The organism is Streptomyces wedmorensis, assembly GCF_000716445.1.
Taxonomy (GTDB): Bacteria; Actinomycetota; Actinomycetes; order Streptomycetales; family Streptomycetaceae; genus Streptomyces; species Streptomyces wedmorensis.
Genome location: NZ_JNWK01000009.1, coordinates 1 through 14,507, shown reverse-complemented (window position 1 = coordinate 14,507; position 14,507 = coordinate 1). Strand labels below are relative to the sequence as shown.

The following is a 14,507-nucleotide window of genomic DNA, read 5'->3' as shown; positions in this document are numbered from 1 at the left end:
ACCGTGAGAGCATCGGGACTCGACGGTCCGTCTCCCTTCATTCGCGTTGCTCGACGTGAATGAAGGAGCGGGCCGTTGCCGTGTCCACGGTTTTGAGGAATCCGTCAAGATCCCGGATGGCAGGTACAGCCTGATGTACGCAGAAGAGCCGACAGAGGCCCGCATCGACGATGCGGACAACGTCCTGGTCGCGCCTGCGACGTTGCAGGACGACGAATCGATCAGGGACTTCTTCGGGTCGAAGATCACGCCGGAGGACCTGGCGTCCGGTTCGTTCGACCTCGCGCGGAAGAACGTCTACCTGTGCGGGGACGTGTCCGGGATCAGCGGCCGGCAACTGCGCACGGCTGCGAGGGTGTTCGTCGTCGGGGAGCCGGCGCACGGGTACCACGAGGACGTCGACGAACCTCGGACCGTCGTCGGCCTCGGCCGCGTTCCCGTCGACGTACACGGCGTCGGCGTGCTGTACCGGCGATTCTTCGAACCCGGCGACGATCACTTCGGACGGATCCAGGCGGAGCACGCGTTCCAGTCACTGACGGAGTCCACCAAGCCGGGCACGGCCCATCGCACCGGCATCTACCTGACGCCCGTCACACGGAACGGTGACGAACTGCGTTTCCGCCTGCTCCGGTGCTCCACGAATCTCTCGGGGCCGACCGAAGGCTTCCGCCCGACCGATACGCGCATCGTCGAGGATCTGAACCGCGAGGCCACCGCCGTCTTCCGGGGCCATGCGCCGCTGAATCATGTCCTCGCCCAGATCTACCACAACACCCTCGCGACCACCGAGCGCAAGCAGTCCAAGGCCAAGATCTCGGCCCATGCCGACAAGACCAAGGACATGCCCGTCAACGGGATCATGGCCTTCTGCACGTTCTACGACGGGCTCGACAAGCTGGAGCCTCTGACCGCAGACACCTTCGACCACGGCGTGAAGGGCGTCAGCGGACTGACCACACTCCGCTTTCGCCTGAAGGAGCCGACCGAAGCGAGCGACGGCGTCGCGCTGCCCCCGCACTTCACCGTACCGCTCTACCCCGGCTCCGTGTTCTTCATGCCGCTGTCCACCAACCGCCTGTATACGCACGAGATCCGGCCCTCGTCATTGGATGCCGGGCTGCTCCCGACCCGCCTGGGATACGTGGTGCGCTGTTCGAGCGCCGAGGCCGTTCACCAGGACGGCCGGACGTTTCTCAAAGTGGCCGGGGATCGGGTGGAGCTGGAGCCGCCCACCCAGGACGGCATGGACGACCTGCGCAGGCTGTACGCCGAGGAGAACAGGACCTCGGCCTTCGTCGACTACGGCGAGGAGTTCCTCTTCAGCATGAACACAGGAGACTACGTTGCCCCCCGCGTCTAGGTTCTCGGACGAGATCCTCTCGTTCGCTCTGCCGGCCGAGGAGGATCTCTTCGCCGAGCTGTCCGCGTCGGCTCGTCTGGAGGACGTCGGAAGAGGCCGACGAGGTGCGGTGCTCACCAAGGTCGACGAGGCGGGCGGCGTTCCTCTCGTGCGTACCACCAGTCGGTACGGCAGCCCGGCACAGCGTTTCCAGGCGGTGCACGAACGGCTGGCACGGCAGATCCGGGAACGTGCGGCGATTTCGATCGACTTCAACAACGCCCTCATCGAGAGCTACACGAACGCTTACCGCACCATGGGCAGCCATTCCGACCAGGCTCTCGATCTGGCTGACGGGTCGTTCATCGCCGTCTTCTCCTGCTATCGAGATCCCGAAGCCGGTCCGCCGAGGAAGCTGATCTTCGAATCGAAGGGGTCCGACGGCGAGAAGGCCGAGATCCCCCTCGCCCACAACGGTGTCGTCGCGTTCTCGGTCGACTCGAATCGGCGGCTCAGGCACAGGATCGTTCTGGACCAGCCCGGCAAGCCGGCGGACAACGAATGGTTGGGGGTGACGTTCCGAACGTCACAGACCTTGGTGCGGTTCCGCGAGGGACACGCGTACCTCCCCCAGGGTGCGCGCCTCCTGTCGGCCGACGATGAGCAGAGGAGCGAGTTCTACCGACTACGGCGCCGCAAGAACGACGAAACGGACTTCGTCTACCCGTTGTTGGCCTACACCGTCAGCGAGAGCGATCTGATGCCGCCGTCCGAGCCTGCGGACTCCTGAACCGCCTCCGGTGAGGCGGGTGAGCGGGTCAGTTCGTCCGCTGGAGCATCGCGAGGCGGCTGGCCGTGCGATCCAGGTCGCGTGTCAGGGCCCGGTCGGCGGGGAGGGCGGTCAGGGGGTCGGAGCCGATGAGGACGAGCCGGATGTCCCTGTCGCAGGCGACGTCGACCAGGTTCGCGAACCGCTGCCGTCCGTCGGAGGAGGCCTCGGTCAGCGGGGGTACGCCGTCCAGGACCAGGGTGGTGAACCGTTCGGCGAGGGCCAGGTAGTCCGGCACCGCCGTCGTGGTCTCGCACAACGCGTCGAAGCCGAACCAGACGAGTTCGCCGCGCGTGGCGCGGGCCGGCAGCTCCCGCAGGTGGGCCCGGACGGCTGTGGCCTCCGCGGGGGCCGGGAAGGTGAGGCCGAGCGCCTCCAGGGCGCCGTCGCCCGGGGGCAGGCACAGGCCCGTCGCGAACCGCCTCCCACCGCCTGCCGGTTGGGCCGGGGTGAGGCGGCGGAAGTCCACCGGGCCTGAGACGTCCAGGACGTCCATCCGCTCCTCTATGAGCTTGATGGTGGGCTCGAACAGGTGGTGGTAGAGCGGGTCCGGCATCAGGCCGGCGGGCGGGTAGTTGGACGTGGTGACGAGGGTGACGCGGCGGTCGAGGAGGGTGCGGAAGAGCCGTGCGATCAGCATCGCGTCACCCGCGTCGTGTGCGTGGAACTCGTCGAAGACCAGGACCCTGCTGTCCCCGATCAGCTCGTCGAGGGCTCTGTCGACGGCGCTCTGACCGTCGTGGCGGGTGCCCGGTCCGCTCACTCCGTCGTGCAACCGCCGGAAGAAGTCGTGGAAGTGCAGGCGGCGTTTGCGCCCGGCGGGCAGACCTTCGTAGAAGGTGTCCACCAGCCAGCTCTTCCCCCGGCCCACCGGGCCCCAGACATACAGGTCCCGGGGTGGTCCGGGAAACGTCCAGGCCGGACGGGCGAGTTCGGCCGCCAGGTGTGCCAACCGCTCGACGGCGGCCTCCTGTGCGGGGGCTATCGAGAATCCGCGCCGTGCGGCGGCCTCGTGGAAATGGCGACGCATGGCCTGGTCGTGCTTGGACACCGGGCAGTTCTTCCGTTCGCGTGCGCTGGTCACCGGGCAGGACATCGGCAGCAATCATGGTCGCCCCGGCCCTCGGTGTCACTCCGCCCTTCGCGCGGAAGACCACGCCCGCACGCGGCCTACGCGGCGGCCCGCCCACGCGACTCCCTTACCTCGGCCATCGATTCCTCGGCACGCCGCTCCCATGTCTCGGCCTCGGCCGGCCGGATGTGGTCCACCTGCCGGCGCATTTCCTGAAGCACGGCCTGCACCCCGGGTTCGTCGCCTTCCCACCCGAGCGCGGACGCCCAGATGATGTAGGCGTCGAAGCAACGGGGGGCGAACTCCGGTCGGCCGAGGTCCGTGGTCAGGCGCCGGAGGCTCGCCACCGCGCGGCGGAACGCGTGCCGTGCTGCGCCGCCGCGTGAGCAGCTCCCCGCGCAGGCCCCCAGGAGGAGCGCCGTCTCGGCCAGGACCTGTTCCACCGCGTCGCCGGGGTGCGCGAGCGCCAGCCGGTGGAGCATGCCGGCGGAGTGCTCGAGGAGTTGGCTCGCCTGTCGCGGGGAGCCGACCTGGAACAGTTCGTGGGCTGCGGCCTGGACCGCGCGGCGGCGGTCGAGCTCACGTTCCAGCTGGTCGGGGCCGGTGGCGAGCACCTCACGGGTCTCCGCGAGCAAGTACTCGACGGATTCGATCTGCGCCGTGCGACGCGGGCCGCCCGGGGGCATGGTCCGGTCCACGTCCCGGTCGGACAGGGACTCGTAGGAGCGCAAGACCGACTCCAACTCATCAGCGGCGGAGTCGAGTTCTCCCTCCCGGAGGAGACACACCCCGAGCAGCATCCGGGTCCTGGCCGCTTCGGCGGCCAGGTCGACGCGCCCATCCGTGACGAGTCCGTCGTAGTTTTCCAGTGCCAGGCGTGCGGCGACGGCGGCGTCACCGGCGTTTCCGTATTCGGCGCGGGCCTGGGCGAGTCGGTGGATGCCGTCGGCCAGGTCCGCCTGACGCAGGAATCCGGCTTCGGCCTGGGCGAGCATGGCCGCTACGACGTCCTGACGCATCACGACGGCCTGCCGGTAGCGGCCGGTGTCCAAGCAGATGCCGGACAGGGTCTCCATGGCGAGGACACGGAAGTGCGCGGCCTCCTCCCCCTCCTGCCCCTCCAGCAGGTCGAGGGCTCGCGTGCACTCCCGCCACGCCTCGTCGTGCCGGCCGCGTCGGCGATGCCAGACTCCCCAGGCGCGGTACAGCCCGGCCTCGGTCAGCCGGCCCGTCCGGTCACGGCGGAACCCGGGGGCGGCGGTCACCCGCACTGCCTCCTCGATGGCCGTCTCCGCCTCCAGCATGTGGCCCGCGTCCTGCAGCGCTTCGGCGAGTCTGCGCAGCGCCTCGACCAAGGGGCTTCCGGTGGGGCCGAGTCCGTCCATGTCGGCGACGCGGCGCCACATGTCCACCGCCCGCCGGGCCATTCCGACTGCCCGCTCCGGGTCCTGTAGGTCGGCCGTGAACCTCGATTCGTGGTCGTACGAGCGGGCGAGGTCCTCGGTGAACTCCGGTCGCCCGTCGCGCAGTACGGCGGACGCCAGCGCCTCCGACGCCAGCCCGTAGGCCGAGAGGGCCACCTGCGGACTCCCCCGGTGCTCGGCGACGCGGCCGACGCGGAACAGTGCCCTGCCGAGGTCCCCGGAGTATTCGTGGATCCCGTGGTCACGGACCAACGGGGCGTAGAGGTCCACCGCCTTCCTCGCACACCTCAGTTCGGCGTCGGTTCCGGCTTCGGCCTCGGACGCCCGCTGGAGCCACAAGGCGCCCCGGGCCGCCCGCACGTCGTGCCGGGCGGGATCCTCGTGACGTGCGAGGACCTGGTCGGCCTCGTCCCAGAGCCGGTGCGCTTGCTCCGTCGAACCCTGTCGGGCCAGGAACCCGGCGAGGTTCGCGAGTACCTTCGCCTCGCCCACGTCGTTGCCCGCCGCCCGCATCGCGCTCGCGGCGGCGGTGTAGCGGGCTTCCGTTCCGTCCTTCCCCTGCAGGGTGTTCGCCTTGGTCAGCAGCGCGTTTCCCAGCGCCGGGCTGGTCGGGTACGCGTCGACCTTCCGCCGCGCCGTCGCGATCGCCCGGTCGGCGAAGCGGAGCGACTCCTCGACCGCCCCCTGCCTCCGCAGGAGTACGGCCAGGTTGTTCAGTGCCGGTGACAGCCACCGGAAGGACTCCTCCGGTGGCAGGAGGTCGAGCAGGCGCACACAGGTACGGCAGCGCTCGACGGCATCGCCCAGATCACCCAGACCGTCCTGCACGTCGGCCATCGACAGGGCACAGCGGGCACGCAGCAGCAGGTGCGGACCCGTGGCGTCGGGCAGGTGCATCAGGACGCGCCATGCCTCGTCGAGTACCTCCAGTTCTTCGAGAAGTTGCGCTTTGCGGCCGCCGGTGGGCTGCTGCCGGAATCCGGTGCGGTCCGATTCGCCGACGCGCGCGGCGGCGTACGCGGCACTCAGCAGTTCCCAGGGGTCCTCCCGTTCGAAACCGACGGTCGACCGGCGTTCGTGCACCCGTTCCCGTACGTCACTGGTCGGCTCGACGGCCGGTACCACCACCGGGAGGGGCGTGCCCGTCTCGCCCTCGGCGATGTCCAGCAGCGCGGCCGCCAACGGTCGCAGGGAACCCGGCCTTGCCCCGGGATCCTCGTGGAAGCAGCGGGCGAGCAGCTCCGCCAGGGGTGGGGGGATCATCAGCGAGCGGCCGGTCAGTGGCTCGTGCCGGGCGGAGTCGAGGACCAGGGCGGCGACGGCGCCCGACGGCCATGTCCGTTCGCCGACGAGCATCTCCAGGAGGGTCACCGCCCAGCTCCACACGTCGGCGGCCGGACCGACCGCCCTGCCCTCCGCCTGCTCGGGCGAGGCGTACGCCTGGGTGTGGCCCGGAGCCCGGGGGACCGTCCACGGGGCCCTCTCCGTCTCCGCGGGCACGGGGGCATCGGCTCCGGTCGTCGACCGCAGCGCGACCGCCAGGCCGAAGTCGGTGACCTTCGCGTCCCCTGCGTCGTCGAAGAGGACGTTGCCGGGCTTGACGTCCAGGTGCAGCAGTCCGGCGGAGTGGGCGGCGTCGAGGCCGTACGCGATCTGCGCCGCGGCGGTCAGGGCACGACGGAGGGCCGGTCGGCCGCCGTCGCCGTACAGCGCTCCGGACCGGATGCGGTCCGCCAGGGAGCCGCCGGGCACGTAGTCGCTGAAGACGACCAGCCGTTCCTGCACGGTCCGGGTGAAACGGCATCCGGTGATGTACGGGTGTGGGGGCAGCGCCATCCATCGCCGGGCCTCGCCGATCAGCCGCCCTTGGTGGACGGTGCCGGTCTCGTGCAGTCGCTTGGCGGCGTACCGTTCGCCCGAGCGGAGCGCCCGGAGCAGGGCGACGCTGCCGAAGCCGCCCGCTCCCAGGATCCGTTCGACGGAGAACTCCTCCAGCACCGTGGCGCCGGGCTGCCATGCATCGGTCACGAGAACCTGCCCTCGAACGGGCCCCTCAGGCGTCGCGCAGTGCGTCCCTGAGCCGGTCGGCGGTGGCGAAGCCCCGGGCGGGGTCGTCGTCGAGCGCCTGGTCCACCACCGCGGCCAGGGCTCGGGGGACGGTCGCACCCCGCTCCGCGACCGGTACCGGGGAGGCGTGTGCGACGGTCAGCCAGGGGTCGCGGCCGGGTGGGAAGTCACGGGGCGTCCGGCCGGTGAGCGTGAAGTAGAGCGAAGCGGCCGTCGCCCACACGTCGACGTACGGCTTGGCGTACTTGAAGTTGATCAGCTGTGCGCGCGGCACGAAGCCCGCCGATCCCGCGAACCCGTCGGTGCGGGTGAGGCCGCTCAGGCCGGCGGTCTCGTAGGCCTTGGCCAGGCCGAAGTCGGCGATCTTGGCCACCTCGGTGCCGTCCTCGCCGGCCGTCAGGAGGAGGTTCTGCGGTTTGATGTCGCGGTGGACGGCGCCTCCCGCGGTGTGCGCGTACGACAGGCCGTCGAGCACGCCCAGGAACAGCGGTACGGCGCGCGAGGCGGGCAGCGGGCCCCGCTCACGGACCCGGTCCGCCAGTGAGCCGGCTTCGCACCGTTCCATGACCAGGTACCAGAGCCGCCCCTCACGGCCGGAGGATTCCATGCGGACGACATGGGGATGGCGCAGGCTCATGCCGATCCGGATCTCGCGGTCGAACCGCGCGGCCTCCTCCGGTGACGGCTCGGCGTCGCAGGAGATCACCTTGAGGGCGCGGTGCCGGCCGCTCTCCTCGTGCACGGCGGCGTACACCGTGCCCATGCCGCCGCGCCCCAGCTCCTTGCCGACGATCCAGTCGCCGAGCCGTCGGGGCCGTACGTCCGTGTGCGTGTCCATGGCCTTCGCCTGGTGTCCGGGTCCTCCTTCCATGGTCCGTCGGGCACACGACGCGCGCAGCACGGACGACGTGCCCGCCGGAGGCGTACGACGCATACTGAAGTCACAGCCCGCACGGGGCCGGAACGGGGCGCCGCGGGGCGGGGTGGCGTCGCGCGGTGGGGGCTCGGTGGTGACGGAGTGCCATGCCACATTTCCTCGACAGCCTTCCCTTCGACTGGACTCACCCGGCCGCGCGGGAGCTGTGCGACCTCCTGAGCGAGACCTACTGGAAGCCGGACGCCGTCGCCGTCCTGGCGCAGCAGGCGGGCGTCCGGAGGGCGCGCATCAACTGGGGGCAGCCGACACATCTGATCTGGCACGACCTCATCGAGAGCGCCCGGAACCAGGACCTGTTGCGGACGCTGCTCACCCGGATCGAGGACGGTGTCGACGCGGCCGTGGCGGTACGGCTGCGGGAGCTGACGCACGGACCGCCCGTGGTGGAGGCGCCCCGCCCGCATGCCGGTGCCGAGAAGTGGAAGGAGCCCGGCGAGTCCGACGGCGCGGAGCGGCAGATCTTCCGCGAGCCCTCCCTCCTCGACGTCGCGTTCCTGCGCCGCGGGCTCGAACTGGCACCCGCGGTGGCACGACTGCTGGTCACCCTGCCGACCGGAAGGTTCCACGGCACCGCCTTCCACATCGGCGACGGCCTGCTGCTCACGAATCATCATGTGCTGTTCGGCCAAGGACCCGGGGGCGCCCGGGCCACGAGCGTCGAGGCCTGGTTCGGTTACGAGAAGGACGTGCACGGGCTGCACCTCGCCCACACCGTCGTCATGGGCCTGCCGGACACCATCGTGGGAGACGAGGTGCACGACTGGGCGGTCGTCAGGGCAGCTGAGCCGCTTCCCGAAGGCACCCCCGCGGTGGCGTTGGACAGCGGGGCGCAGGTCGCCGTCGGGGACCGGGTGTACATCATCCAGCACCCCAGCGGCGGTGCGAAGAAGGTGGGCGTCCACCACAATCTCGTACGGCACGTGGACGACGAGGTGGTCCAGTACTGGACGGACACCGAGGCCGGTTCCTCCGGGTCGCCGGTGTTCGACGAGCGCTGGCGGCTGGTCGCGTTGCACCACAGGTGGGTGCGACGGGGACGGAGCGACGACCGCGAGTACCGGAACCAGGGCATCAGGATCGAGCGGGTGCAGGAGGACTTGGCAGCGGCGGGGATCGTGTGAGGGCGCCATGAGCATCCTGGACCTACGACGCTTCCCCCGGTCCCACAAGGACGCCGAGGACCTGCTGGAGACGCTCATCGCGCTCTACTGGCAGGCGCCCCCGACCAGCGACCTCGTGGCGCGGGCGGGGCTCCGGCGTGCGGACTTCGCCTGGAACACCCCCATGTCCGACGTCTGGCCCGAGATCCTGCGGCGGGCGGCCGCCCAGGGAAGGCTCCGTGCCCTGGTCGAGGCGGTGGACTCCGCCCCCGAGAGCACGGCGCACACCATCTTCAAGGCGCTGCTCGAGGAGCGGGCCGACGGCGACGCGGTGGTGTTCCGCCTGAGTCTGATCGGGAAGACGAAGCCTCAGGCAGTGTTCGACCGGGACGAGCTCCGCGCCCACCTCCGGGACCTCGTCTCCGGGGATTCCCGTGTCCTGATCCTGACCGGCGGGTCCGGGTGCGGAAAGAGCTACTCGCTGGAGTTCGTGATCTACGCGCTGGGCAGGACGGGCGTGTCGACCGGCCACATCGACTTCCGCAGATGGGCGGGCTCCCTGGCCACGCCGGCGGGCATCATGCGGGACCTCGCCCATCAGCTCGACTGGACGCCCCGCACCACCGTGGTGCGGGAGACCGAGGACACCCAGGCCCGCCTGCTGCTGAGCTGGTTCCTGGAGAACGTCCGCCAGAGCGGGGAGGACGTCTGGGTGTGCTTCGACGGTCCGCATCCGGACCGGCTCACCCCTCCGGCCATGAGACTGGTCAAGGACATCGCCGTCGCCGCCGAACGGCGCACGGAGGTCGACCGGCTGAGGGTGGTCCTCGCCGACTTCCAGGACCGGCTGCCCGAAGTCGACCGGACAGTGCTGCGCGAGCGCATCGAACCCATCGGGGTGCCCGAACTGGAGGCGTTCTTCCGCGCGATGGCGGCGGAGGCCGGGGAGGATCCCGACCAGGGCGCGATCGACGTCCTGATGGACGAGCTGCTCGGAAGCCGGCCACCGGCCTCTCTCCCACCACTGTACGAACTGTCGCTGAGTGCCGCCGACATCGCCCGTGCGGCCTTCTCCCCGGACGTGTGAGATGGCCGAACTCAGAAGCGTCACGTCCGCGGAGATCACGGCCCGTCTGCGGGCCCGACGTGCCCGGGCCGAGCACACCTCCGGCCCTCCCGGTCCGGACGCGGTCACGTCCTCCGCGGTCTACCGGGAGGCGGCCGCCCTGCTCGGCTTCTTCGACGCGGGTGAACTCGCCGCCCTCGAAGAGCCGGCGAACGAGCGCGCGCTGCGCGACTTCATCGTGCGGGACTGCGAGCGGGTGAGTACGCCGGCCGGCCCCCGCTGGAGTCTGACCGCCCCCGCACGGACCGAAGCCCTGGAGCTGCTCGGGGACCGCGACCGGCTGCTCGGCGGTCTGGCGGCCGTCCGCCCCGAACCGTCCGACACCGGTCGCGCCATGGCCGAGGCCTACCTTCGCGGCACGGCTCCCACCGTCGAGGCGCAGACCATGGACCAGCTGGCCGGAACCCTGCGCCTCACGGAATGGCTCGCACGGGCGCCCCGCACGGCCGAGACACTGGCGGAGCAGGGGGTCTCGCTCCCCGCCACGGACGACGTCCGCCGGGCGATCGAGGTGACGGCGATCCTCCAGCCGATGAGGCTCCTGGCGGACGACCACTTCGTGGGCCGCCGGGCCGAGCTGGAACTCCTCTCCCGGTACGCCGAGAACCCCGAGCCGCTCCCGGACCTCGCCGCCTGCCGGCCCGTCGCCCTGTACGGACCGGGTGGGGTCGGCAAGTCCACCGTGGTCTCACGCTTCCTCCTGGACCGTGTGGGAACGGCGGGTCGTCCACGCCTTCCCTGCTGCTACCTGACCTTCGACCGGGCCGACCTCCTTCCCCAGCTGCCCCTCACCCTCCTCGCGGAGGCGGCCCACCAACTCGGCCTGCTCTACCCGGCGGCCGGGGAGCGAGCCCGCTCGCTGGAGTGGGCCGTGCGCGGCACCCTGCTCAACGCGAGCGCGGCGGTCGTCGAGGGGAGCACGGGGCCGCTGCCCGACTATCTGAGGGACGACGAGGACGGTCTCATCCGGCGGTTCGCGGACTTCGCGGAGACCGCCCTTGCCCCGGGGACGACGGTGCCCCTGGTGATGGTCCTCGACACGATGGAGCGGGCGCAGCGGCAGGGCCCCGACGCCATGGCGCGGCTGTGGGGTTTCCTGGACCGGCTGCAGCACGCGTACCCCTTGCTCCGTCTCGTGTTCGCGGGCCGTTCCCGGCTGGATCACCCCACCCGGGCCGTCTCCCTGCCGGGACTCGAACCGGCCCTGGCCGTGGAGTACCTGGGGCAGCAGCTGGCCGCGGCGGGCGTCAGGGTGGACCGGGAGTTCCTGCGGAGGATCACCGGGCGGATCGGAGAGAATCCGCTCAGTCTCCGGCTGGCCGCCGAAGTGGTCCGTCGCGAAGGCGAGGGCGTGCTCCGCGACGACGAGGTCCTCGACCGGATCCTGTCCACCGTCGAGGACGAGGAGGTGCAGGCCGTCCTCTACCGGCGAGTCCTGGACCACCTCGAACACCCGGATCTGAAGAAGCTCGCCAGCCCCGGTCTCACCCTTCGCCGGATCACCCCGGACGTGATCCGCCACGTGCTCGCCGTCCCCTGCGAGCTCGGCGAGGTGGACGAGGCCCGGGCCCGGCACCTGTTCGAGATGCTGGCGGGGGAAGGGACCCTGATGGACAGGGTGCCCGGCGAGCAGGTCCTCGTCCACCGCGCCGACGTACGCCGGGCCACCCTGCCCCTGCTCCTCCGGGACAAGCGTGAGGCGACGCGCGGCATCCACCACCTGGCGGTGGACTACTACGCCGCGGCAGCCGGTCTGGAGGCGCGGGCCGAGGAGCTCTACCACCGGCTCGCCCTCGGCCAGGACACCGTCACCCTGGACGAACGCTGGACCCCCGAGGCTGGCGCGCTGCTCGACGGCGCGCTCGACGAACTCCCCCCGTCGGGCCGTGTGTACCTCGCCGACCGGCTCGGGCTCCCCGCCGACCTGGACACGCTGACCGCCGCGGACTCCGAGGTCTGGACCCGGCAGACGGTACGCAGGAGCCGCGTCCTCCTCGCCTCCGGGAAGCCCTCGACCGTACTGGCGCTGCTACGGGAGCGCCCGGAGGAGGGACGGCGCACGGAGATCGTCGCCCTGGAGGTCGAAGCCCTCGCCGCGCTCGGGCTCACGGCCGAGGCACTGGATCGGGCGGCCGGTGCGCTCCGGCGAGCCGTCGAGGCGGGGGACGCGTCCGGCATCGTGGACGTGACGCTCCTCGCCGCGAAGATCTCCGAGGACCTCACCGAGTACGCGGACGCGCTCGCCCTGTTGGAGCGCGCCCGCCGCATGGCGCTCGCGCTGCCCGACCGCATCCCGCACCTGCGGGTCGACGTCGCGCAGCTCCGGGTGCTGCGCCGCTCCGGTGCGGAGGGCTCCGATGCGGCCGCCGCGCTCAGGACGTCGGTCCTGGCCGCGGCGAACGAGCTGAGCCGCCACGAGCGCCTGCGGCACCCCACCCTCGTGCGGGACCTGGCTGCCGAAGTGGGCGACCGGATGCCGGGGCTGGTGTCGGACACGGCCCGCCTCCTCGGGGTCACCACGGAAGGCAAGGCGGGTGTCGCCCTAGGCGAGGCGCTCACTGCCGACGACATCCGGGACTTCGCCTCCGAGACCGAGACGGCCGCGGGCCGGCCGGCGGAGGATCCGACCGGCACGCTCCCGGTCGACTGGCAGACGTACACGAGCGGCGAACGCGGCGAGGTGATCGCCGCGTATCTGGACACGACCCCCGAGCACGGCCCCGAATGGACCGAGGCACTCGTCAAGTCCTACCGGGCCGAGGCCGACGAGCCGGCCTTCGAACGACGAAGCGACGAGGGCGACGAGTCGCCGCCCGAGGGGGCGTGATCGCCACCCCGACGCGCGCGGTCGCCGACCGAACAGGCGCGATCGCCGCCCGACCAGGTGGGATGGCTGTCCGGACGGGCAGGACGGTCGGAGACCTGCGGGCCTTGGGACTTGGCGGGCCGCCTTCCGCCGGGACGGAACGGGCGTTCGACAGGCGCTAACATCCCGTACGTCCGAGATCGCCGCACAGGGCCTCCCTCGGTCCCCCCTTCGCACCTCCGAGCTCAGGGAAGCCCGTGTCCAATCCACTCACCGACGACCCCCGGACCGCCGCGGTCGCGGCCGGCGAGACCATCTCCCTCTCCGACGACCACAAGAAGGTCCTGCTGCGGGAGCTGGGGCCCCATGAGGTCGTCCGGGCCCTGTACCACGACGGTTGGGGCTATGCCGTGCTCACCCGGAAGGGGCTCATCCTCTTCCGTAACCTCCTGGCGCCGAAGGCGACCCGCGTCACCGGACCGCTGCGGATCCTGCGCCGCGCGCACGGCATGTTCGACTCCGTCGAGATCCTCGTCGACGGGAAGCCGCACAAGCTCCACGGCTCCAAGCTCGATCCCAAGGGAGAGCTGCTCGAAGCCGCGGGAGAACTCCTGCCCTCCGGTTCGCCGCTGCGTCCGGGAGGCGGAAAGCGGTCCTTCACGTGGATACGGCGCCACCCGGTGTCGGTGTCCTCGCTGGCGGCCGCGATGCTCATCGCGGGGGTGAGCGCAGGACCCGGGCAGGACGACGCCGTGGCGACGGGAGGAACGGATCGCACGCTGACCGTGCCCGACTTCCGCGGAGTCTCCCTGGCCGAGGCCACCGCCCAGGCGCGCCGAGGTTCCTGGCGGGTGGCGGCCGCCGACGCCTCCTCCGCGTACCGGACGGTGACGCCCGCGCAGGCCGGCTGGCGCGTCTGCTTCCAGAACCCCTCCTCGGGCGGGCGTGCGCCCGCCTCCGGTACGACGCTGACGTTGTACGCCGTGCCGAAGGACGAACCGTGCCCGTCGCAACTGGACGGCACCCGGCGGGTGGTGATGCCGAACCTCGTCGGCGAGCGGTACGACGCCTCGGCGCGCGCACTCGACGACCTCGGCCTCGGGCGTGTGGTGCGGTTCCACGCACACACCGGGCAGCAGTTGGACGACCGCTCCCAGGACCTGGGGGACTGGCAGGTCTGCAGGCACCAACCCGAAGCCGGCATCGAGGTCCCCGTCACCACGCAGGTCGACCTGTGGCTCATCGGGCCCGGCGTCTCCTGCACCGCGCCCAGCCCGACCCCGAAGCCGAAACCCAAGCCGAAGCCGAAGCCCCAGCCCAAGCCCAGGCCCGAGCCGGGCGGGCAGGCGACCCCCAAGCCCAAGCCCCGTCCGCAGCGTTCCTACGACTCCACCTCGGGCGGCGGCACGACGGGCGGGGACGACGCCGGGTCGACGAGCGGTGGAAGCTCCGGTGACGGCGGTTCCTCCGGCGGCTCGGGCGGCACGATCGGCGGCGTCGGCTTCGGCCAACCCTGCTCTCCGGTGGGCGCCACCGCCACGACCTCCGACGGACGTCCGGCGAAGTGCTTCATGGGCAGGGACGGCGCAGCCAGATGGGGCTACAACTCCGGTTGAGCCGCCCCGCGAGACGCCCCCTGGTCGAACGGATCGAGGGTGACGTACGCCTGGCGCGGCCCGGTGACGGATGCTCGGGACACGCCGAGGTGCGGCGGGCAAGCGGTCAGCGCGCCAGCCGGGTGAGGGCGGCGAGCACCGGTGCGACGCCGTCCTCCACGGCCAGGCGGTCGGCCAGCGCGCGGGCA

Annotated in this window: 9 protein-coding genes; 6 read left to right on the top strand and 3 right to left on the bottom strand. The window is 71.4% G+C overall.

Annotation, left to right across the window (positions count from 1 at the left end; all coding sequences use genetic code 11):
- Nucleotides 1–133 precede the first annotated feature (133 nt).
- Together OO54_RS09650 and OO54_RS09645 are read left to right on the top strand one after the other, a co-directional pair.
- Entirely contained in the window at nt 134–1,363 is a 1,230-nt protein-coding gene (locus tag OO54_RS09650) for a hypothetical protein (protein WP_078905119.1), read from the top strand.
- A complete protein-coding gene (locus tag OO54_RS09645) occupies nt 1,347–2,132 on the top strand; it encodes an alpha-ketoglutarate-dependent dioxygenase AlkB (protein WP_033202437.1) in 786 nt (261 codons plus the stop codon). Before OO54_RS09650 ends, OO54_RS09645 begins: the two co-directional genes overlap by 17 nt.
- 28 nt (nt 2,133–2,160) lie before the next feature.
- Here OO54_RS09645 and zapE read toward each other — a convergent pair whose 3' ends face one another.
- The 3 genes from zapE to OO54_RS09630 form a co-directional block, all read right to left on the bottom strand.
- Nucleotides 2,161–3,222: a cell division protein ZapE gene (zapE, locus tag OO54_RS09640; protein ID WP_234439254.1), complete on the bottom strand. Its 1,062-nt coding sequence runs from the start codon at nt 3,220–3,222 to the stop codon at nt 2,161–2,163.
- Between the two features lie 119 nt (nt 3,223–3,341).
- On the bottom strand, nt 3,342–6,695 hold the full coding sequence (locus OO54_RS09635) for a serine/threonine-protein kinase (RefSeq protein WP_033202436.1): 3,354 nt from the start codon (nt 6,693–6,695) through the stop codon (nt 3,342–3,344).
- A gap of 25 nt (nt 6,696–6,720) precedes the next feature.
- The gene (locus OO54_RS09630; protein WP_051786812.1) at nt 6,721–7,572 is read right to left on the bottom strand and encodes a serine/threonine-protein kinase; all 852 of its coding nucleotides are present in this window, start codon (nt 7,570–7,572) and stop codon (nt 6,721–6,723) included.
- A 185-nt stretch (nt 7,573–7,757) separates the two neighbouring features.
- On the opposite strand from OO54_RS09630, the gene OO54_RS09625 reads away from it, so the two are divergent.
- From OO54_RS09625 to OO54_RS09610, 4 genes are all read left to right on the top strand, one after another.
- On the top strand, nt 7,758–8,792 hold the full coding sequence (locus tag OO54_RS09625; protein WP_033202435.1) for a trypsin-like peptidase domain-containing protein: 1,035 nt from the start codon (nt 7,758–7,760) through the stop codon (nt 8,790–8,792).
- 7 nt (nt 8,793–8,799) lie between these two features.
- A complete protein-coding gene (locus OO54_RS09620; protein ID WP_033202434.1) occupies nt 8,800–9,858 on the top strand; it encodes an effector-associated domain EAD1-containing protein in 1,059 nt (352 codons plus the stop codon).
- 1 nt (nt 9,859) lies between these two features.
- Complete coding sequence (locus OO54_RS09615; protein ID WP_033202433.1) at nt 9,860–12,724, top strand: ATP-binding protein; 2,865 nt, start codon at nt 9,860–9,862, stop codon at nt 12,722–12,724.
- 236 nt (nt 12,725–12,960) lie between these two features.
- Nucleotides 12,961–14,319 (top strand): PASTA domain-containing protein, encoded by a 1,359-nt coding sequence (locus OO54_RS09610; RefSeq protein WP_033202432.1) that lies wholly within the window; start codon nt 12,961–12,963, stop codon nt 14,317–14,319.
- Nucleotides 14,320–14,507: the final 188 nt, after the last annotated feature.